General features: G+C 62.7%; 20 protein-coding genes and 1 tRNA gene. 9 read left to right on the forward strand and 12 right to left on the reverse strand.

The genetic code is table 11. The features are described from left to right. Positions 1–406 precede the first annotated feature (406 nt). Positions 407–1,018, reverse strand: a complete 612-nt coding sequence (locus LD110_RS19190; RefSeq protein WP_225501191.1) for a MarR family winged helix-turn-helix transcriptional regulator — start codon at positions 1,016–1,018, stop codon at positions 407–409. Positions 1,019–1,049: 31 nt separating this feature from the next. Beyond that, on the reverse strand, positions 1,050–2,429 hold the full coding sequence (locus LD110_RS19195; protein WP_225501193.1) for a deoxyribodipyrimidine photo-lyase: 1,380 nt from the start codon (positions 2,427–2,429) through the stop codon (positions 1,050–1,052). A gap of 155 nt (positions 2,430–2,584) precedes the next feature. Between LD110_RS19195 and idi the strand changes: the two genes are divergently transcribed. After that, complete coding sequence (gene idi, locus LD110_RS19200; protein WP_225501195.1) at positions 2,585–3,163, forward strand: isopentenyl-diphosphate Delta-isomerase; 579 nt, start codon at positions 2,585–2,587, stop codon at positions 3,161–3,163. On the opposite strand, the gene mnhG is transcribed toward idi, so the two are convergent. The 6 genes from mnhG to LD110_RS19230 are packed head-to-tail and all read right to left on the reverse strand — an operon-like array spanning position 3,164 to position 9,652. Continuing rightward, positions 3,164–3,601 carry a monovalent cation/H(+) antiporter subunit G gene (mnhG, locus tag LD110_RS19205; protein WP_225501196.1) on the reverse strand — a complete coding sequence of 146 codons (438 nt, stop codon included), beginning with the start codon at positions 3,599–3,601 and terminating at the stop codon, positions 3,164–3,166. Further along, a complete protein-coding gene (locus LD110_RS19210) occupies positions 3,594–3,869 on the reverse strand; it encodes a monovalent cation/H+ antiporter complex subunit F (protein ID WP_225501197.1) in 276 nt (91 codons plus the stop codon). Before LD110_RS19210 ends, mnhG begins: the two co-directional genes overlap by 8 nt. After that, positions 3,866–4,456 carry a Na+/H+ antiporter subunit E gene (locus LD110_RS19215; RefSeq protein WP_225501199.1) on the reverse strand — a complete coding sequence of 197 codons (591 nt, stop codon included), beginning with the start codon at positions 4,454–4,456 and terminating at the stop codon, positions 3,866–3,868. The genes LD110_RS19210 and LD110_RS19215 overlap by 4 nt, the downstream gene beginning before the upstream one ends. Further along, positions 4,453–6,072, reverse strand: a complete 1,620-nt coding sequence (locus tag LD110_RS19220; protein WP_225501201.1) for a Na+/H+ antiporter subunit D — start codon at positions 6,070–6,072, stop codon at positions 4,453–4,455. The genes LD110_RS19215 and LD110_RS19220 overlap by 4 nt, the downstream gene beginning before the upstream one ends. Then, the gene (locus LD110_RS19225) at positions 6,069–6,632 is read right to left on the reverse strand and encodes a Na(+)/H(+) antiporter subunit C (RefSeq protein ID WP_225501203.1); all 564 of its coding nucleotides are present in this window, start codon (positions 6,630–6,632) and stop codon (positions 6,069–6,071) included. The genes LD110_RS19220 and LD110_RS19225 overlap by 4 nt, the downstream gene beginning before the upstream one ends. Further along, positions 6,629–9,652: a Na+/H+ antiporter subunit A gene (locus LD110_RS19230; RefSeq protein WP_225501205.1), complete on the reverse strand. Its 3,024-nt coding sequence runs from the start codon at positions 9,650–9,652 to the stop codon at positions 6,629–6,631. Before LD110_RS19230 ends, LD110_RS19225 begins: the two co-directional genes overlap by 4 nt. A 193-nt stretch (positions 9,653–9,845) precedes the next feature. Between LD110_RS19230 and LD110_RS19235 the strand changes: the two genes are divergently transcribed. The 3 genes from LD110_RS19235 to LD110_RS19245 are packed head-to-tail and all read left to right on the forward strand — an operon-like array spanning position 9,846 to position 12,972. Then, positions 9,846–11,249: an MFS transporter gene (locus LD110_RS19235; RefSeq protein ID WP_225501207.1), complete on the forward strand. Its 1,404-nt coding sequence runs from the start codon at positions 9,846–9,848 to the stop codon at positions 11,247–11,249. Between the two features lie 44 nt (positions 11,250–11,293). Next, positions 11,294–11,776 carry a cation:proton antiporter regulatory subunit gene (locus LD110_RS19240; RefSeq protein ID WP_225501209.1) on the forward strand — a complete coding sequence of 161 codons (483 nt, stop codon included), beginning with the start codon at positions 11,294–11,296 and terminating at the stop codon, positions 11,774–11,776. Positions 11,777–11,781: 5 nt separating this feature from the next. Further along, positions 11,782–12,972, forward strand: a complete 1,191-nt coding sequence (locus tag LD110_RS19245; RefSeq protein WP_225501212.1) for a cation:proton antiporter — start codon at positions 11,782–11,784, stop codon at positions 12,970–12,972. 11 nt (positions 12,973–12,983) lie between these two features. Here LD110_RS19245 and dcd read toward each other — a convergent pair whose 3' ends face one another. Further along, positions 12,984–13,559 (reverse strand): dCTP deaminase, encoded by a 576-nt coding sequence (dcd, locus tag LD110_RS19250; protein WP_225501214.1) that lies wholly within the window; start codon positions 13,557–13,559, stop codon positions 12,984–12,986. A gap of 65 nt (positions 13,560–13,624) precedes the next feature. Then, positions 13,625–14,071, reverse strand: coding sequence for an SRPBCC family protein (locus LD110_RS19255; protein WP_225501216.1), 447 nt, complete (start codon positions 14,069–14,071; stop codon positions 13,625–13,627). Between the two features lie 251 nt (positions 14,072–14,322). Between LD110_RS19255 and LD110_RS19260 the strand changes: the two genes are divergently transcribed. The 3 genes from LD110_RS19260 to LD110_RS19270 all read left to right on the forward strand — a co-directional run bounded on the left by LD110_RS19260 (position 14,323) and on the right by LD110_RS19270 (position 16,122). Then, positions 14,323–14,396: transfer RNA gene (locus tag LD110_RS19260), tRNA-Gly, on the forward strand. Between the two features lie 816 nt (positions 14,397–15,212). Then, positions 15,213–15,512: a hypothetical protein gene (locus LD110_RS19265; RefSeq protein WP_225501218.1), complete on the forward strand. Its 300-nt coding sequence runs from the start codon at positions 15,213–15,215 to the stop codon at positions 15,510–15,512. 73 nt (positions 15,513–15,585) lie between these two features. Beyond that, entirely contained in the window at positions 15,586–16,122 is a 537-nt protein-coding gene (locus tag LD110_RS19270; protein WP_308012461.1) for a glycoside hydrolase family 16 protein, read from the forward strand. 123 nt (positions 16,123–16,245) lie between these two features. Here LD110_RS19270 and LD110_RS19275 read toward each other — a convergent pair whose 3' ends face one another. Next, positions 16,246–16,650, reverse strand: coding sequence for a hypothetical protein (locus LD110_RS19275; RefSeq protein WP_225501220.1), 405 nt, complete (start codon positions 16,648–16,650; stop codon positions 16,246–16,248). 179 nt (positions 16,651–16,829) lie between these two features. Between LD110_RS19275 and LD110_RS19280 the strand changes: the two genes are divergently transcribed. Then, entirely contained in the window at positions 16,830–17,321 is a 492-nt protein-coding gene (locus LD110_RS19280; RefSeq protein ID WP_225501223.1) for a nuclear transport factor 2 family protein, read from the forward strand. Between the two features lie 202 nt (positions 17,322–17,523). Here the strand turns inward: LD110_RS19280 and LD110_RS19285 are convergent, their stop codons facing one another. Then, complete coding sequence (locus LD110_RS19285; RefSeq protein ID WP_225501225.1) at positions 17,524–18,918, reverse strand: MFS transporter; 1,395 nt, start codon at positions 18,916–18,918, stop codon at positions 17,524–17,526. A 204-nt stretch (positions 18,919–19,122) separates the two neighbouring features. Here LD110_RS19285 and LD110_RS19290 point away from each other — a divergent pair, with 204 nt between their 5' ends. Next, on the forward strand, positions 19,123–19,977 hold the full coding sequence (locus LD110_RS19290) for a LysR substrate-binding domain-containing protein (protein WP_225501227.1): 855 nt from the start codon (positions 19,123–19,125) through the stop codon (positions 19,975–19,977).

The following is a 19,977-nucleotide window of genomic DNA, read 5'->3' on the forward strand; positions in this document are numbered from 1 at the left end:
CTCACGCGCGTCCCTGATTGACTGTGTCAGCTGTTGCACCGCCAACCCGTGGCACGCAGCGGGCGATTACCCGCTTTGCCCGCTTTGCCCGCTTTGCCCGCTTTGCCCGCACCTAGGCATCACCGGGCAGCAGTTCCTCACGCGCGTCCCTGATTGACTGTGTCAGCTGTTGCACCGCCAACCCGTGGCACGCAGCGGGCGATTACCCGCTTTCCGCTTTCCGCTTTGCCGCTTTCCGCTTTTCCGCTTTTCCCGCACCCAGGACATCACCTAGGCAGTTCCTCACGCTCGTCCCTGATTGCCTGTGTTAGCTGTTGCACCGCCAACCCGTGGCACGCAGCCGGCGATTACCCGCTTTGCCGCTTTCCGCTTTTCCGCTTTACGCTTTTTTCCCGCACCCAGGACATCACCTAGGCAGTTCCTCCCGCGCGTCCGTGATCGCCTGAGTCAGCCGCTGCACCATTTCAGCAAGCAGTTGCAACTGCTCCGGGCTGTAGTCGGCCAGCACGGGTAACATGTGCCGCACCATCGGATCGAACATTTCCCGGCCCGTACTGACGGCATTCGGTGTGGCGGTGAGCAGCACTTGCCGCCGATCGGAGGGACTGTGCTGTCGTTGCAGGTGACCGGTTGCCTCCAGCCGGTCAACCAACGCGGTGGTGGCTGCTGAACTCAGAACCAGCCGCTCGCGCAGGAGCCCGGGAGTGGCTTCGGCATCCGTGCGTTCAGCTTCGATCACGACGTTGAGCGCGTGAACGTCATTGCGGGCCAAGCCGTGCAGCCGACGTGTAGTTTCCGCGTACCTGTCAGCTTCCGTGGTGAAGCGCTGCAACAGGAAGAGAAGCTCGAAGCCCGGAGCGGCGCGCAGTTCGTCACGGTCGGCGCTGGAGTCTTCGCTGTTGGAACGCCCTCCGCGGTTGGAACGCCCTCCGCGGTTGGAACGCCCTCCGCGGTTGGAACGCCCTCCGCGGTTGGAACGCCCTCCGCTGTTGGAACCGGGCTCGGGGGTCGTGGACATGAAGGTCATTTTAGTGCGACGGCCGGCGGCCTCATTTGATCTCCCGATAAGCGTCCAGGGCCTCTTGCCTGCTGGCTTTGAGGTCAACCACGGGGTCGGGATAGTCCGGGGTGTCGAGTTCCGGGATCCATTGCCGGGCGTAGCGTCCGTGGGGATCGAACTTCCGGGATTGTGTTTGGGGATTGAAAATGCGGAAGAACGGTGCCGCGTCTGCCCCGGAGCCTGCTACCCATTGCCAGTTTGCGGGGTTGGAGGCAGGATCCGCGTCCACCAGCGTGTCCCAGAACCACTGCTCACCGAGCCGCCAGTCGATGCCGAAGTTCTTGACCAATAGGCTTGCGGAAACCATACGAACCCGGTTGTGCATCCAGCCGGTCTGCCAGAGCTGTCGCTGGCCGGCGTCGACAATAGGCACGCCAGTCCGTCCGCGTTGCCAAGCCGTCAGCAGCCGCCCGGCGGGACTGTTTGATCCTTGGCGGGGCTGCTCCCACGGGAAGTGATTGAACTGTGGCCGCAGGTTGGTGGTGGCAAGGTCAGCGTGGTGGTAGTACTGGTGCCAGCAAAATTCACGCCATCCTAATTCCGAGGCAAAAGCGCGAGAGCCCTCCGGATGCTGCCGGCGGAGCGTGGACTGAGCGTGCCACACCTGGAACGGGCTCAGCTGTCCCCACCGCAGGAATGGTGAGAGCCGGCTACTCCCGGGAAGATCCGGGCGGTCCCGATCCTCCGCGTAGCGGCCGAGGTGATGATGGGTGAAGTCGTCCAGGAACTCCTGCGCCTGTTGCGTGGATGGCCGCCAGGTTTCCGCTAGTCCGGTTGACCAATCGGGGACAGAAGGGAGCAGCAGCCATTCCTCCAGCCGCTCCCCCTTCGGTAGGTTCCCCTCGAACCCAAGACCGGGTTCGGGCGGGTCCAACGGCCGCCTTATGTCCAGGGCGGAGACAGCTTTCCAGAACGGCGTGTATACCTTGTACTGCTCGGCTTGGCTGGTGCGGACTTTCCACGGTTCGTGCAGGAGGGAGGCCTGGAATGATTCTGCATGAAGCCCGAAGTCCGCGGCCCATGACTTCACCGCCGCATCGATATTGCGTTCCGGCTGACCGTAGCGGCGATTCCAATAGACAGCGCCGGCGTCGAGGTCGCGGGCAACCTCCGGCACAACAGACATGGCCGCCCCGCGGCGCAATAAGAGAGGCACTCCAATGGCGTCGAGTTCTTCCCTCAAAGCCTCCAGCGAATGGTGCAGCCACCAGCGCGCAGCGCCGCCCAGCTGCCTAATGCCCGGCGTCTCCTCGTCCAGGACAAAGAGGGCCACCGCCGCACCGTCGGTCGTCGCTGCGCGGAGTGCGGGATTGTCACGTACGCGGAGATCATCGCGGAACCAGGCGATGGAGGTCTTCGAAGTATGCAAGTGTGTCCCAATGTGGAGCCGACGGAGTGCGGAGCCGAGAGAGTGTGGAGCCGAGGGATAATTATCTCGATAATCTATAAATATCATGATCGAGATACCTTGGGGATGTCCAGACCGTTGCTAACGGGAAGAACGAATGCGAGGAGGATAAAGCCATGAGCACTGACGCTGCAGAGGAGGACGCTGTAGAGGAGCTGGTCCAGTTAGTGGACGACCATGGTCGTCTGCTGGGCAGCGCTCCGAAAGCCACCGTGCACGGCCCCAACACTCCCCTGCACCTGGCGTTCTCCTGCCACGTCGTGTCGCCGCAGGGCCTGGTTCTGGTAACCCGCCGCTCACTCGCCAAAAAGACCTGGCCTGGTGTGTGGACGAACGCGTTCTGCGGCCATCCGGCCCCGGGCGAACCCACAGAGGCGGCCGTCCGCCGTCGAGCAGTCCAGGAGTTGGGGCTGCAATTGGGTTCCAGTCCCGGAAAGCTCGACGCCGTTCTGCCGCACTTCCGGTACCGAGCCGTCGACGCATCGGGAACGGTGGAGAACGAGCTGTGCCCGGTCTTCCGGGCGGTAATCGACGTCGACCCGTCGCCTGATCCGCAGGAAGTTGCGGAGTGGGTGTGGACAGAACCCGCCGAGCTGAGGCGGGCAGTGGCCGCCGCTCCATATGCCTTCAGTCCGTGGCTGGCTTTGCAGCTTCAGGAACTCGACGCCCCTGCTTTATCGCCGGGCGCTGGATAGCTACTTGTTGCCGGTTCCGCCAGTGTGCTTGGAACCCTCCCGCAGGGCTTCCGTGCCTTTGGCCTCCGCTGCCCGCTGCACCACTGCCTCGAGTTCATCCGCACTCAGTAGTTCCGGATGGAGGTGCTTGGTACGGTAGCCCGCGCGTCCCACCATGTGCGCCGCAACCGGGACCGTGAGGAGCTGGAAAATCCAGGCCACCAACAGTATCGGCCAGACCCACCACGTACGCATTTGCAGTCCGATAGCCGCCAGAACCAGGAACAGGCCGAGGACCTGCGGTTTGGTGGCAGCATGCATACGGCTCATCAGGTCCGGGAATCGGATCAAGCCGATGCCGGCGCCCAGCGACATCAACGCGCCAACGATCAGGAAGACGGCGGTCAATGAGTCGATCACCACGTCGAATCCCGAGTCAAAACCGGAGCTGTCAGTCACGTCCCTGCTCCCTTCGGTCGGAAACGAAGCGGGCAACCGTCACCGAACCAATGAACCCGATGAGCGAAAGCGCCACCAGAAGCATGAGGTTGTTGAGGTGCCTATTCACAGCCATGTCGATCGCCAGGGCGGCACCAAGTATCGCCAGGAGGACGTCCGAGGCCAGCACGCGGTCAAGAAGTGATGGGCCGACGGCAATCCGGTAAATCGCGGCGGCAGCGGCAAGGCTGAGGATCACGGCGGTTACCACCAAAACAAGGTCTTTCACCTTCCCCCCTTCCCCCGAGCATCATTTCTGATCGCCTCGGTGGCAGTACCGGCTTCCGCGTCCAGTGCCCTGATCTCTTCGAAGCTGCCCATGATGCGGATGAGCCCTGCTTCGGTGTCCCGGACTTCGCGGCGGAGTTTGTCGGCGTCTGCTGTGCTCCGGATGTTGATTCCATGGATGTAGACGGCGGGCGTCGCCCGGTCCACCTCAACCACCAAGGAACCCGGGATGAGCGAAATGACGTGGCCTGTCGCCGTCACCATGAGGTCTGAGTGGCTGCGCAGCGGCACCTCGACTACAGCGTTAGTCACCTTGGGCCCGTGAAGGATAGCCAGGTACATAACTTGGAAGCTCGCAGCCACAACCTTGCCGATGAACACAATGGCAAAAGGGATGGCCCGGAGAACGTCGAAGCGGCCGCTGAGTTCCACCGGGGGCAGATAGAAAAGTCGGGTGATGACAATGGCAATCACTGCACCGAACAACAGGTTGCCGGGGCTGAAGTCATTCCACAGGGCGCCCCACACGACGACCAGCCAGATGAGCAGGGGCAGTTCGGTCTTGAGCGAGATCGGCTTGCGGCTCACTTGGCCACCGCCTGGGCTGTGGTGTCCAGCTGTTCCGGCTCGCTCGGTAACGCCGACTCACGGTGGGCCGTTGTGCCAGGAACGGGGGCATTCTCACCGAGGACGGCCTGGATGTAGGAGGAGCGGCCCAGCATATCCGTGGCCGACTGGTCCGCGACGTGGAACAGCGGGCCGGCGAAGACCGTCAGTGCGACACCGAATGCCACGAGGCCTGCGGTGGGCCCCACCATAGTGGCCGGGAGCACGCCCGTCTTCCCACCACTCTGCAGCACCGGGTCGGGATATTCCGCATCTTCGGGTTTCCGCCAAAAGGCCCTGTTCCAGACACGGGCAACTGCCAGCAGCGTCAGCAGGCTGGTCACCACGCCACCCACCACAAGGACGACGGCCAGCGGAGTACCCAGTTGCAGGCCCGCTTGCATCAGGCCGAGCTTGCCAAGGAACCCGGAGAACGGCGGGATGCCGGCTAGGTTCATGGCAGGAACAAAGAACAGCAGCGCCAGCAGCGGGGACAGTCTCGCCAGGCCACCCAGCCTGTCGATCGAAGAACTTCCGCCCCTGCGCTCGATGAGACCGGTGACAAGGAATAGAGATGTCTGGATGGTGATGTGGTGGGCCACGTAGTAAACCGCGGCGCCGAGCCCTGCCACCGAGGACATTGCCAGTCCGAACACCATGTAGCCGATGTGGCTGACCAGGGTGAAGGACAGCAGACGCTTGATGTCGCTCTGGGCGATGGCACCGAGGATGCCAACCACCATCGTTAGGAGGGCAACCACCATCAATGGAGTGTTGAGCGAGTCGCCTGGGAACAGCAGCGTCTCAGTGCGTACCAGGGCGTAAACGCCCACCTTGGTCAGCAAACCAGCAAACACGGCCGTGACCGGGGCCGGAGCCGTGGGGTAAGAGTCCGGGAGCCAGAAGGACAGCGGAAACACAGCGGCTTTGATGCCAAAGGCCACCAACAAGAGCACGTGCAGCAGGGCCTGGGTTCCGGGATCGAGCTCGGCAAGTTTGATGGCCAGGTCAGCCATGGTGATGGTACCCGTTGAAGCGTAGATCATGGCGATGGCGATCAGGAACAGCACCGATGAGACCACAGACACCACCACGTAGGTGACACCGGCACGGATGCGCGGTCCGGTGCCGCCCAACGTCATCAAGACGTAGCTCGCAGTCAGCAGGATTTCGAAACCGACATACAGGTTGAACAGGTCACCCGTGAGGAAGGCATTGGACACACCCGCCACAAGGATGAGGTAAGTCGGGTGGAAGATCGAGACTGGGGCATCTTCGTCGCCGTCGGTCATGCCCTGGCCAGTTGCATAGATCAGGACCGCCAGGCTTACGGCAGAGGAAACCACAAGCATGAGCGAGGAGAATTGGTCAACAACCATCACGATGCCCCACGGCGGAAGCCAGCCACCGATGTTTACCGCGGCTGTCCCGCCCTCCCATACGGACGCCAAGAGCCAGCATTCCAGCAGCAGGGTCAGGGACAACAGGCCAACACTGACAGCGCGCTGCGTCCGTGAGTGTCGGATCAGCAAGAAGGTCAGCGCGGATCCGAAGATGGGCAGGACGACGGCGAGCGGCGCCAAGCTGGCGATGTTCACTCTTCTCCTCCCGTAGGTCCGGCTGTAGTTCCAGGGGCTCTGCGCCCGGGCTTTTCTTCTGCAGCCGCGGCTGCGGCCGGCATATGCGTAGCTCCGGCGGGAACCGTTGCTCCCGTGTCGTCCGGCGCGGCAGGCTCGGCATGCGGGAGCGGGAATTCCGATGTCTCAACGGGAACGGCTGCGTCATCCTCTGCGTCGAAGCTCGGAGTCCGCGCCACCCGGCGGTCTTCAACGTCGTCCTGGATGTCATCCTGCCTAGCCAGCGACCACGTGCGGTAAATGATGCCCAGCATGAATGCGGTCACCGCGAAGGAGATCACGATCGACGTCAGAATGAGCGCTTGCGGCAGGGGGTCATTGTATTCATGCGAATCGGTGGCCTTGTTGAACAGCGGCGCCAAACCCGCGTAGCCGCCCGCAGCCAGGATCAGGATGTTCGTGGCGTTGGCCAGCAGCATGAGGCCTAGGAGGACTCGGGTAAGGCTGCGTTCCAGGATGAGGTAGATCCCGCAGGCGTAGAGGACGCCCATCACGATTAGCAGGGTCAGGTTGATGCTCATTCCTGCCCCCTCGCCGCCGCGCCTGCAACGGATTCCACCGGACCCACGTATGTCTCGGCGTGCCTTTCCGGCTCTGTCTTCGGCGCGCCCTCAAAGTGCTCGTCGATTTCGGCGCCGAGGCTGCGCAGGACGTCCAGCGCCAGCCCGACAACCACTATGTACACGCCGATATCAAAGATCGTCGAGGTGACAAACTTGACGTCTCCGAAGACCGGAAGCCAGATCTGGACGATTGCGCTCTGGAAGACCTGGCCACCCAAGAGGAGTGGCACCAGTCCCGAAGCTGCGGCCGTGGCAAGTCCGGCGCCCAGCAGCGAACCTGGACTCACCGGCGCGGCCTCACTCAGCTCGAACCGTCCGCCTGCCATGTAGCGCACGGTAAGGGCCAGACCGGCGGTCAGGCCCCCGGCGAAGCCGCCACCTGGCAGGTTGTGACCAGCTAGCAAAAGGTAGACCGAAAAGATGATGAGCGAGTGGAAAATCAGCCTGGTCACCACTTCGAAAATGATCGACCGGCGCTCCGGAGCGAGCGTCCGGCCAGCCACCAGCCAGGCATCGCGGGAAATGTCGGCAAAGCGGCGCACCATGGCAAGCGTTGCGCCGTCGCGGGAATTGCGTTCGACGCCGGTGCGGCGCCCCACGCTGCCCTCCGGAACCATTGCTGCGGCGCGCAGCCGCTCGCCTCGGCTCCGGACGAAAATGAGGCTGGCTACGCCTGTGGCGGCCACTGCAAGCACCGAAATTTCGCCGAAAGTATCCCAAGCGCGGATATCCACCAGCGTGACATTTACAATGTTTAGCCCGCCCCCGCCTTCATACGCGAGCTTGGGGAACTCCAAGGAGATGGGAGGGGCCACCCGCGCGCCCATCGCATAGATTGCAACGAAGATCATGGTGACCCCGAAGGCCGCACCGATAATGATGCGCACTACTCGGTACTTCCCACCGGTGCGGTCGCGCAGGCCAGCCGGAAGACTCCGCATTGCCAGGACGAAGGCCACCAATACGATCGTCTCCACCAGCATCTGGGTGAGCGCCAGGTCCGGGGCACCCTGTAGGGCGAACATCAGCGCTATCCCGTAGCCCGTCACAGATACCATCAGCACGGCCAGGAAGCGCTTGTTGGCGCGGACGGCAGCCAAGGCCCCAACAACAATGCCGACGGCCACAACGAGTTGCAGCGGAGAGTTGGGATCGATGAGGTAGATGCCACCGGGAATGGGCTTGTTCGCGATGATGAGCGCTGCCAGCGGCACCGCGAACGCCACAGTCAGAATGACCGCCAGATAAAAGTAGAGCGAACCCCGTTGAGTGCGGCCAGTTACCCACACGGCGGTGTCGTCAAGCGCTCCGATGGTGTGCTGGTAGGCACGGTCCCCGTCCACCCAGTCCGGCACACGGCTCTGCAAGCGTTCGACCACTTCGCGCCCATAGTGCATGCCCGCACCGGCTGCGATCGCCAACACGCTTAAGCCGAGTGCGGGCGTCAACCCATGCCATAGGGCCAAATGCCCCGGGCCGCTTCCTTCGCCTCCAGCTGCCGGTGCGAACAGGGCCGCGTATGGCTGGATCCAGGCATCCACCGGGCTTGGCCACAGGCCGTAGACGATGCTGAGGACGCTGAGAACGGCCGGAACGAACAGAAACGAGGGTCGGATCGCCTTGAACGGCGTAGGCTCCACTCCTGGCTTGACGGCAAACGCACCCCACATGAACCTGGCGCTGTAGGCCACGGTAAGGGTTGAACCTAGGACAATCCCCAGCAGCAGAACCAGCCCCCAGGGCCCGGCTGCGGGGTCTTGGCTGTAGTGGAAAAAGGCCTCGAGGACGGACTCCTTGGCAACGAATCCCGCCAGCAGCGGCACGCCGGCCATGGAAGCCGCCGCTACCGCGGCCACCATCCCCAACGCCCTTGACGAGCGGTACACGCCGGAGAGCCTGCGGATATCACGCGTACCAGCCTGGTGGTCGATGATACCCACTACGAGGAACAGCGCTGCCTTGAACAAACCATGGGCCAGGAGGAGCGCCAGTCCGGCCAACGCGGCATCTGGCCGTCCGAGTCCCACAACCATTGTGAGGAACCCAAGCTGGCTGACAGTGCCGTAGGCCAGTATGAGCTTGATATCCGTCTGCCGGAGGGCCCTGTAACCACCCACCAACATCGTGGCGAGACCGAGGCCCAACACTAGGGGAAGCCAGTACGGCGAATCGCTGAAGCCGGGTGCCAGGCGCGCCACGATATAGATGCCGGCCTTCACCATGGCAGCGGCATGCAGGTAAGCGCTCACTGGAGTCGGGGCCGCCATGGCGCCCGGGAGCCAAAAGTGGAAGGGAACAAGGGCGGACTTGGTCACCGCACCCGCGATGATGAGCACGACGGCGACCGCAATGGTGCCTTGCGCAGGTCCGGCTCCCAGCTCGGCCGCCTTCTGCAAAACGGCGGAGATCCGGTACGTGCCGGCAGCATTGCCCACGATGATCAGACCGACCAGCATGGCTAAGCCGCCCGCGGTGGTGACTATCAATGCCTGCAGTGCGGAACGTCGCGCGGAGAGTCGGGTGCGGGCATAGCCAATGAGCAGATAGGACAGGACGGTGGTGAGTTCCCAGAAGATGAACATGACCAACAGGTCGTCGGCAGTCACTAGTCCGAACATTGAGCCTGCGAAGGCCAGCAGCTGGGCGCCGAAGCCTCCCAGGTGATCGTCACTGTTTTTGAAATACCGCGCACAGTAAACCAGGACCAGGGACCCCACGCCCATGATCAGCAATGACATCACCCAGGCCAGCGCATCCATCCGAAAGGCAAGCTCGAGCTTCAAGTCGGGAATCCACGGCAGTATTTCCTCAACAAAACCGGGAGAGCCGGGATAGACCGAACCGAACTGCAACGCCAGCCAAACGGTGGCCCCAGCCGGGATCGCGGCAAGTAGGTAAAACGAATTCCTCTGCATTCTCTGGAAGATCAAGGGCGCCACAGCTGCCATCACAAAGGTCACGGCAAGAACTGTGATCACTGAAATCTCCGCAAAGTCAGAAAGAGTTGTCAAAGAGTTGGAGCAGGCGGTCATGCGTTGGGTTCGGTGACCCCAGTTTATCAAGGCGTTGGTGGGCTCCCAGCCGCCGCAGAGAGGCTATGTGGACCAACGTTTTCCACTTAGGCACCTCGCGCTTCCCCATCGGCCCGCCAGCGGCGGTTAGCATTCAAGCATGAACACGGCTGCAGCCCCGGAAGCACAGCATCCGGCGTCGGAACTCGCCTCAGGCGCGTCTGTCTCCAGCAAGGGTCGGATCCTCGCTTGGGCCTCGTGGGACTGGGGTTCCGCCGCCTTTAACGCCGTTATGACCACCTTCGTCTTCACTGTCTACCTGACATCCCAGTCGTTCGGGGGTGAGGACGCAGCGTCAGCCTCGCTCGGCGGCGCCCTGGCGATTGCCGGAGCCGTGATTGCCTTGCTCGCCCCGGTAACGGGCCAGAGGTCCGACGCCGGCGGGCGGCGGAAACTGTGGCTGGGGGTCAACTCGGCCGCGGTAGCGGTGCTGACCGCGCTGTGCTTCTTCGTCTACCCGCAGCCCGGGTTCCTGCTACTGGGAGTCAGCCTTATTGCGCTGGGCAACATCTTCTTCGAGTTCGCCGGCGTCAACTACAACGCCATGCTGTCCCAGGTTTCCACTCCAGCCAACATCGGCAAAGTCAGCGGCTTCGGCTGGGGTATGGGCTATCTCGGCGGGATCGTCGCCCTGCTCATCGTTCTGCAGCTCTTCGTACAACCCAGCTTCCACTGGTTCGGCGCATCGACGGACAACGCGCTCAACATCCGCCTTGTTGCGGTGTTCTCGGCGTTATGGTTTTTTGTCTTCGCCCTACCCGTGCTGTTCGCGGTTCCGGAACTGCCTCGACGGACGCAGGCCGCCCAGATAGGGTTCCTGCAGTCGTACGGCCTGTTGTTCCGCCGCATCGGGGCAATCTACAAATCCAGCCCCCACACGCTCTATTTCCTTCTGGCAAGTGCAATCTTCCGGGACGGACTGGCGGCCGTATTCACCTTCGGCGGGGTCATCGCCGCCGGCACGTTTGGCTTCGCCCTCAAGGAAGTCATCTTCTTCGCCATCTTTGGCAACATCGTGGCCGCTGTCGGAGCCATGATCGGCGGCTTCCTTGATGACAGGATCGGGCCCAAAAGAGTCATTGTCCTGTCCCTCATCGGACTGCTCGTTGCAGGATCAGCCATCCTGGTCCTGGGCAACGGCAGCTACACAGTTTTTGACGTGGAATGGACGGGAACCGCAACGTTCTGGACGTTCGGGTTGTTCCTCTGCCTGTTCGTCGGTCCAGCGCAATCCTCTTCCCGGGCCTACCTCGCACGGCTCGCTCCTGAAGGCGAGTCCGGGGAACTATTCGGCCTTTACGCCACCACAGGGAGGGCCGTGAGTTTCCTCGCCCCGAGCCTGTTCACGCTGTGCATCGCCATCGCCGCTCCCCTGGTTGCAGCAGGGCAGGCGCAGCGCTGGGGCATCTTGGGAATCATGATCGTGCTGCTGGCCGGACTGCTGGTTATCCTGCCCGTCAAGGCCCCTGAGAAAGCCGGGATTGCAACGGTTCCGGCACGGTGATCCACGTCGTATCGCAGCGGAAACAAGAGAGTTAGTGTGTTCTTATGAACGTTGATGAGACAGAGCTTCCGGGTCTTGGACTTAGGAAGGACTTCATCACGGCCTCGGGTCGCAGGATTGGCGTGGTTGAACTTCGCGAAGGTGCCACGGAACTATTCGTCTCAACATGGGACGACCCGGACACGTGCCAGGCATCCATCCCGCTGACCGCGGACGAGGCAGCCACGTTGGGAAACCTGCTTGGCGGCCAGCACATCGTTATGCGCCTTGCAGAAGATCACAAGGCGATCCCTGGCATCGTCACCCGGCAGTTCTCCATCGGCGCGGATTCACCGTTCGTGAACCAGCCCATGGGCAAGGCACGCATCCGTACGCGTACCAGCGTCTCCATCGTGGCCATCATGCGCGAGGGCGAAGTAGTCCCCTCGCCAAGCCCGGACGTCCTGCTTCACTCCGGTGATCTGCTTGTAGCTGTCGGCACCCAGGAAGGTCTTGATTCCGCGGCTGACATCCTGCGCAACGGCTGAGCGCCATGGACCCGCTGGCGCTGACCCTGATAGAACTCGGGGCGGTAGTTTTCTGCCTCGGTCTGTTGGCCAGGCTGGCCGGCCGCATTGGCATGTCGCCCATTCCCCTTTACCTGCTGGGAGGCTTGGCGTTTGGCGCCGGCGGACTCATCAAGCTGGAAGGCATGCACGAGTTCGCGCATCTCTCCGGCGAGATCGGCGTTATCCTCCTGCTGCTTATGCTCGGCCTGGAGTACACCGCGGCCGAACTGGTCACTGAGCTTCGCAGGTCCTGGCAGGGCGGCGTGCTCGACTTCGTCCTGAACTTCATCCCCGGAGCCGGCATCGCCGTTCTTCTAGGCTGGGGGCTAGTGGGCGCCATTGTAATGGGGGGTGTCACGTACATCTCGTCGTCAGGAATCGCGGCGAAGGTGATCACCGACCTGGGCCGGATCGGTAACCGCGAGACGCCAGTGGTGCTCTCCATCCTGGTGTTCGAGGACCTGGCCATGGCGATCTACCTGCCCATCCTCACCGCAGTACTGGCAGGCATTGGGTTCCTTGGCGGCATGCAGACGGTGGCGGTGTCGCTCGCCGTTGTCAGCCTCGTCCTGCTGGTGGCGCTCCGTCATGGGCACCACGTCTCCAAAGCAGTGCACAGCGAGAACTCCGAGGTCTTCCTGCTCAACGTGCTGGGAGCCGCGCTGTTGGTGGCGGGACTTGCCTCCGCCCTTCAGGTGTCGGCGGCAGTTGGTGCCTTTATGCTGGGCATCGCCATCTCCGGGGCAACGGCGCATAGTGCGTCCCGCATCCTCGAGCCGCTGAGGGACCTATTTGCGGCACTTTTCTTTGTGGCGTTCGGACTTAACACGGATCCCACCACCATTCCGCCAGTCCTGGGCTACGCGATCCTCCTGGCAATAGTTACGGCCGCCACGAAGATATTGACGGGAGTCTGGGCCGCCAAGCGCGCGGGGATCGCACTTCCCGGCCGGTTCCGTGCCGGAGCAGCATTGATTGCCCGCGGCGAGTTCTCAATTGTTATAGCCGGCTTGGCGGTCACTTCAGGAGTTGTGCAGAGGGAACTCGCGGCACTTGCCACGGCCTATGTCCTGATCATGGCCATCACGGGGCCGCTTGCCGCGCGCTTCGTGGAGCCGGTGGTCAAATCATTCCGACGCAACAAACAGCCTGCGCCGGCGCGGGTGGAGGCCTAAACCTCGGCAGCTCAGACCTGGGTGCGGTGGAAGTTCAAGTGGCTGCGGCTCGCCGTCGGACCCCGCTGGCCCTGGTAGCGGTTGCCGTATTGGCCGGAGCCGTACGGGTGTTCCGCGGCGGAGGACAGCCGGAAGAAGCACAGCTGGCCGATCTTCATTCCCGGCCAGAGCTTGATGGGCAGGGTGGCGACGTTGGACAGTTCCAGCGTTACGTGCCCGGAGAAACCAGGGTCAATGAACCCGGCCGTTGAGTGGGTCAGCAGGCCAAGCCGGCCGAGGGAGGACTTTCCTTCAAGGCGCGCCGCAATGTCGTCCGGAAGGCTTACCGTCTCAAATGTTGACCCCAGCACGAACTCTCCGGGGTGGAGGATGAACGGCTCTTCACCATCGACTTCCACCAGGCGGGTCAGCTCCGGCTGCTCCTCGGCGGGGTCGATGTGGGCGTACTTGTGGTTATCGAAGAGTCGGAAGAAGCGGTCAATCCGGACATCCACAGAGGAGGGCTGAACCATCGCCGGTTCGTACGGGTCCAGCACAATCCGCTGGGTATCAATTTCGGCACGAATGTCGCGATCGGAGAGCAGCACAGATCAAAAATACCGTATGGCTCGCTATGCAACCGCGCTGTGACAAACCTGCCTAGGCAACCCGCCTAGTCTGCGGAAAGCTGGCCCTCCAGGACAGCTTTGAGCTTCTCCAACTGGGCCACTTCGCTGACCATGGTCTTCTGGATCATGCCGTCCATGAGTTTTTTGATCCCCTTCGGGTGGTACTCGAGGGCGAACCGGAGCCGTGTCTTTCGTCCTTCGCTGCTGAGGTAGTAGCCGCCGGATGGCCTGGCTGGACCTGCCACTACAACAAAGCGGACCTCCGCACCGGGCCGGGCCTCGACGATTTCGAAGTCGGCAGCAATGGGCCGGCCGCCCGGACCGGTCAGGGTCTGTTGGTACAGCGCGCCTTTCTTTCCCATGGTTCCCGAACGGAGTTGGATGCTCCGGACACCGGCCCGCCACAACGGATTGTTCAGGCCGTCGATAAGGAAGTCGTAGACGGACTTCGCATCCCGCTCAATCAGGACTTCGTACTCGGCAAATGCCACAGGTTCCACTCCTTCAGCGCACGGCTCCAACTCGTAGCCCGGCCCCCACCACTGCGGCTAACTGGTTCAGAATAGACAGGGTGGACGCCGCATAGAACCTCGCTGGACGTTTGGCGGCCCGGGTTTAACCGAAGCGTTATGGGTCTGGGGTGGTTCGACCGTTCCAGCGATCGCTCCAGCGGCGAGTCGGGTCCAGCACACTGCAAATTCTGCGCTAAGCTGGGATCTGCTCCGGCGCACTCCGGGGCGCTGCGGGCGTAGCTCAATGGTAGAGCGCTAGCTTCCCAAGCTCGATACGCGGGTTCGATTCCCGTCGCCCGCTCCATTCTTGGAGCACGCTTCTTCTCTCCTGCACACCCTCACGTGGATTTTGTGCACACAAACCTGGCTACAGGCACGCAACACAGCGTAATACTGTGACAAAAACGTAATCTAGATCACGTTTAGATAACGCCGGAATGACCTCTCGCAGGAGCCGTGTTCGGGTACGGGGAACGCAAGCGGCGTACCTGGTAATCCCCAGCCATCGTGGGCCAAAATGCGTGTTCACCTCGGAAAATGCAGCCAATGGCAGCTCCTGCGGACACGGAACAGTGGGGCCTGTCAACCCGGGAAATGGCCTGCAAATACCCGTGCTAGTGTCGTCAACCATGTCCAGTCCGACGCTCTCGACCAGCTGGTCCGCGGCCCCGTTCCGCCACCGCTCACTGTAGCCACGGATGTGCAGACCCCAGTGACATGGCCTGCACTGGATCTCCCCTAATGGCCTGCTGCCTGCTGCGGGCAGCGCGACCCGAGGTGCCGTTCGCCTTGGCAACCGCGTGCAGGCAACCACCGGCCGCCGTTGTCGCTGCTGACTGGCGGCAAGGGCCAAAATCCATATCACGAAATCTTCCATCACACCGCATGGCAGGTGTGCGGTTCGCCGGGACAGCACGCCTTAGAACACGAATATTCCCCCCAACACGCACCGGCGAACACTTGGAGCTTTACTGATGCTTACTAAACGGAAACGAAACCTCTCCCTGTCGGCCCTGCTCGTGGCTGGTGCCATCGCCGTTACAGGCGGCATCCAAGCCTTCTCCCCCGAACTGGCGTCCTTGGAAGCCGCAGGCAACGTCAAGAATTGCGGCCACGGCGCGTGCACGGGCTCGAAGACGGCCACGACCCCATCGGCGACCTCCACCTCAACGGCTGCGCCAGCTCCGACGACGACGTCGTCTCCTGCGCCCACAACCACGGCAACGCCGTCGCCGTCCACCACAGCAACTTCGTCGCCCAGCCCCACAACGACGGCGGCCCCCGCACCGACCACGTCAAGCTCGCCGTCGCCGTCGCCGACTATCACCTCGTCGACGAACCCTACGAGCGCGCCCCTGGCAGTGACCGGTACGCAGCCGCTGGGCCCGGGCGGAAACTGGACGCTCTCCTTCAACGATGACTTCAATGGCACCTCGTTGGACTCCAGTAAGTGGACCCCATACTGGTTCAGCCCCACCAGCACAATGAACAATGTGGTCACAAACCCTGCCAACGTCCGCGTCTCCAACGGCGAGCTGGGCTTGACCCTGGCCTCGCAAACTGACGGCGCGTTGGTCAGCTCCAACCCCTCCGGCGGAGCCAAGCCCGGCTTCCAGTTCACCTACGGCTACGCCGAGGCGCGTGTGTACTTCCCGGGCTCAGGTTCCACCATCTACAACTGGCCGGCCTGGTGGACTGACGGCCAGAGCTGGCCGACCAACGGCGAGATCGACATCGCCGAGGGCCTGGGCACCATGACCACCAACTACCACTCGCCGTCGGGAGCCAGCAACTCAGGCACCATCTCCGGCACATGGTCTGCCGGCTACCACACCTACGGTGTGAACCGGCAGCCGGGAAAGAACGATATTTACTTTGACGGCAAGCTGGTGCGCTCTTACGCCACAAACGACGGCGGCGCCCCGCACTACCTCATTTTCAACGTCGGTTCCAGCAACAGCCGGACCAACGTCTTCGGCCCGGCCTCCGAGGTCAAGATTGACTACGTCCGGGTGTGGAACGCCTCCTAGCGGAACCGCTCCTGGAGTCGTGTGATCGCGTCCCGACAAAACATGAGCCCCTTGGTGCACGCTGTTGAGCGTTCGGCAAGGGGCTCTTGTCATCAATGCCTGGCTAACCGCGTCCAGACCGAATCACTGCGTCTGTTCCCGACCTGTTTCAGCGAGCCTGGCTCCGCCGTTGAGGTGGGACATCACGGCCTTGCGGATGTCTGCCACCCGGGCCTCTTCACGTTTCTTGATGCTTCCTGCGGTCATGCCGGGAAAGAGTCTGCCGAACCCGCGGGGAGTGATGTCGGCGGTGACAGTCATGCGTGTGCTGTCGGCAACGGGATACACAACGTAGGAGTAGCTGGCCGCCATGGAAGACGTATTGAGCAACTCCGTCCACGAGCGGTCCTGCACGAAGTCCACGAATTCCGGCAGCGGCACTTCCCGTTCAGTGTTCAGGTAATGGACCTTCCGGATGGCCGTTAAGTAGTAAACCTCGGCCCGTCCGCACGGAATAATGATGCTGGTTTCCACCCGAATTGTTGCCATGAAATTCCACGTCCAACTCGCAGGGCCCCGCCCTGCGCCGGGCCACAGCGAAATTCTCACATCCGCTTGGGGGCCGCACAATACCGGCGGGAGTTGTCAAGACTACTGACCTAGCGGACGCCCGCGCCTACACTCAGAGATACACAGTCCGTAGCGTCCAATCCTCCGGGAGGTTCGTGATGACTCTCAACAATGGTGCTGACAGCCCGCTGGCCACGATCAACCGCCTGCTGGAAGCCACCAACAAACACGATCTGGAAGCCTTGGCAGAATGCTTCTCGCCTGGCTATGTGAACGAAACACCCGCGCATCCACTGCGCGGTTTCACAGGCCGCGACCAGGTCCGCAGCAACTGGGAGCAGTTGTTCGCGGCCGTTCCAGACATCAAAGCCCGATTACTGGATCACAGCGTCTCGGGCAACCGCATCTGGACGGAAATGACCCTCACCGGCAACCGTCGGGATGGCGTCATGCATGACCTCACAGGCGTGATCGTCTTCGAGGTGGATAACGACGCCCTGATCAGTGGGGCACGTTTCTTCCTGGAACCGGTGGAACGCCACAGCGGGGACATCAACGAAGCCATCGCCCGCATCACTCACCGCGTCAGCCACGGTCGGCCCGCACCGGTCCACGAGGACCAACGCGAGCCGTCGAACAGCTCGGTCTAGGCCCGTCGGTCTATTGCCGCGCGTGGGCGCGAGCCGTCGAACAGCTCGGCCTAGCCCAGCATCGGCCTAGGCCCGCGCCGGCCTATTGCCGCGCGTGGGCGCGAGCCGTCGAACAGCTCGGTCTAGGCCCGCGCCGGTCTAGGCCCGTCGGTCTATTCCCAAGCGAAGGTTCCCGGAGCCCCCAAGACTCCGGGAACCGCGCTCAGGCCCGCGCGCCGCTGGCCTGCGGGACGATCCGCACCATCTGCCGGCGGTTCCGCAGGTCCACCTTGAGCTTGAGGGAGGACTTGCGCGCCAACAGGATCCCGACGACGGTCGCGGCCGAGGCGGGGACGCCGCCGGAAACCAACAGTGCTGTGTGCGGTTCAAGGTGCTCCGCAAGCCAGCCGAGCATGGGTCCGCCGATCGCCTGGCCTCCGATCAGCACCATGACGTACAAACTCATGACCCTTCCGCGAATCGCCATGTTCGCACTCACCTGGACCAGCTGGTTGGCTGCGGTGAGGAACATCAGGGACCAGAACCCTGAAAGGACCATTGCCAGGGAAAACCACACCATGGAGGGGGCGGCGGCGGAAAGGCACAGCATGGCTCCGTACAGGCCGGCGCTAAACACCACAGTGCGCAGCCGAAGGACCCGGCGGCGCGCCGAAGCTATGGCGCCGCTTAGCGCACCAAGCGCAACCATAGCGTTGAGCAGGCCGTAGCCACCGGCACCGGCGTCGAACACGTGGTCCGCGAAGGCGGCCAGCAGCACAGGCAGGCTCATCGCGAAAACCGACACAAAGCCGGCCATCAGCCAGGGCCAGTAGATCGTGGGCTTGCTTAGCGCATAGCGAAGGCCTTCCTTCAGCATGCCTTTGCGCTTAGGCGTCGGAGCAGTGACGTGCAGTTCGTCCTTCCGGAGGAGCAGAAGCATGGACACCGTTGAACAGCAGGCAGCCGCATTGGCAGCGAACGCCCATCCTGCGCCGACGGCGTTGAGCAGGATGCCCGCGATCGCCGGTCCAATGAGTCCGCCAAGTTGAAACGTCGTGGAGTTCACGCTGATGGCGTTACGGAGGTAGGCGGGGCCAACGAGTTCGTTGACAAAAACTTGGCGGGCCGGCTGGTCCAGAACCGTCACGAGCCCCAGGGCAAACGCGATCAGGTATACCTGCCAAACCTCAATGTGTCCGGTCAGGGCCAACGTGGCGAGGGCCGCCGCCAGCACTGCGGCCATGCTCTGGCACAGGATGAGGATCCTGCGCTTGGCAAAGCGGTCGGCCATCATGCCGCCCCAAGGCCCCAGCAGCAGCGACGGCGTGAACTGCAGGGCCACGGTGATGCCCACCGCGGTGACGGAGCCGGAAAGCTGGAGAACCAGCCAGTCCTGGGCGATCCGCTGCATCCACAGGGCGATAACTGCGATGAAATGCCCTGCAGCGAAAATCTTGAAATTGCGGACTTTCAGGGAAATAAAGGTATGCCGCCAGGGCAGGCGCTCGCTGACGACGGCGATCGGCTGGGTGACGGAGTCCGGGGCCTGGGCGGCAGCGGCTATGGAATCGATGACGGGCTGACTTACGTTTGCCGCAGAGGGCGGTGGGGGTGCCACAAAGAATCCTCAAGTAAACGGTTTCGGGTCGGTGCCATTAACGCTAAGGTGGCCGGTGATGATTGTGGAAGCTTATTGGGCCTATAACTCTCATTGCAGACCGCAATAGGCGGGAATTTCCCGACCAATTGGCGCCGTATTCAGTGCCGGACAATTCCCGGGACAGCCGAACAAATTCCCGGGACCAGGGGACAAAGGAGTCGCATGTTTGAACCCGTCCAGCTTCGATCGTTCCTGGCAGTAGCGGAGACACTGAGCTTCACGAAAGCCGCGGAACGACTCGGCTTGGCGCAGCCCACGGTGAGCCAGCACGTGCGGAAACTCGAGACCGCCGCCAAACGTGTGCTTGTCGCCCGGGACACGCGCGAGGTGCGCCTGACGGACAACGGCGATGCCATGGCCGGCTTCGCTCGCAGCATCCTCGCTGCCCACGATGCCGCCGCCCGTTACTTCTCTGGCTCAGCGATGCGCGGACGCCTGCGCTTCGGCACAGCGGACGACCTTGCGATAACCGGGCTGCCGCGAATTCTTCGCGAATTCCGGCAACTCTATCCGCAGATCAACCTGGAACTCACGGTCAGCCAGAGCGACCAGCTCATTAAAAGACTCAACGCCGGGCAACTTGATCTGGTTTTTGTGAAGTGGGTGGCCGGCGCCAAGGAAGGCACCGTGGTCCGCCACGACACCTTTGCGTGGGTCGGCCTGGAACAGACAGTCCTGGATCCGCGCGATCCCGTGCCGCTCATCGCCTATCCGGCCCCAAGCCTCAGTCGCAAGCTCGCCATCGACGCACTCGAAGCGATGGGCCGCACTTGGCGCATCACCTGCAGTACCAAGCAGATCAGCGGCGTCCTCGCGGCACTTCGGGCGGGTATCGGCGTCGCGGTTATGCCGGCGTCGCTGGTTCCCGAGGACCTCAAGGTGATCACCGCACGCTTCGGCCTCCCGCCCGTAGGCGACGTCGACTTCACGCTCATCCGCAACCCGCTCGCCAACGCAGAAGTGATCGACGCCCTCACGCAGGCCATCATGGGCAGGACGCTGAACAAGTCGAGCTGA

It is taken from the genome of Arthrobacter sp. M4 (assembly GCF_020251205.1).
Taxonomy (GTDB): Bacteria; Actinomycetota; Actinomycetes; order Actinomycetales; family Micrococcaceae; genus Arthrobacter.

Excerpts from the sequence above, each read along its gene's own strand:
- LD110_RS19190 (WP_225501191.1), bottom strand. The coding sequence starts at position 1,018 with ATGTCCACGACCCCCGAGCCCGGTTCCAACAGCGGAGGGCGTTCCAAC.
- idi (WP_225501195.1), top strand. The coding sequence starts at position 2,585 with ATGAGCACTGACGCTGCAGAGGAGGACGCTGTAGAGGAGCTGGTCCAG.
- LD110_RS19225 (WP_225501203.1), bottom strand. The coding sequence starts at position 6,632 with ATGAGCATCAACCTGACCCTGCTAATCGTGATGGGCGTCCTCTACGCC.
- LD110_RS19235 (WP_225501207.1), top strand. The coding sequence starts at position 9,846 with ATGAACACGGCTGCAGCCCCGGAAGCACAGCATCCGGCGTCGGAACTC.
- LD110_RS19240 (WP_225501209.1), top strand. The coding sequence starts at position 11,294 with ATGAACGTTGATGAGACAGAGCTTCCGGGTCTTGGACTTAGGAAGGAC.
- LD110_RS19245 (WP_225501212.1), top strand. The coding sequence starts at position 11,782 with ATGGACCCGCTGGCGCTGACCCTGATAGAACTCGGGGCGGTAGTTTTC.
- LD110_RS19275 (WP_225501220.1), bottom strand. The coding sequence starts at position 16,650 with ATGGCAACAATTCGGGTGGAAACCAGCATCATTATTCCGTGCGGACGG.
- LD110_RS19280 (WP_225501223.1), top strand. The coding sequence starts at position 16,830 with ATGACTCTCAACAATGGTGCTGACAGCCCGCTGGCCACGATCAACCGC.
- LD110_RS19290 (WP_225501227.1), top strand. The coding sequence starts at position 19,123 with ATGTTTGAACCCGTCCAGCTTCGATCGTTCCTGGCAGTAGCGGAGACA.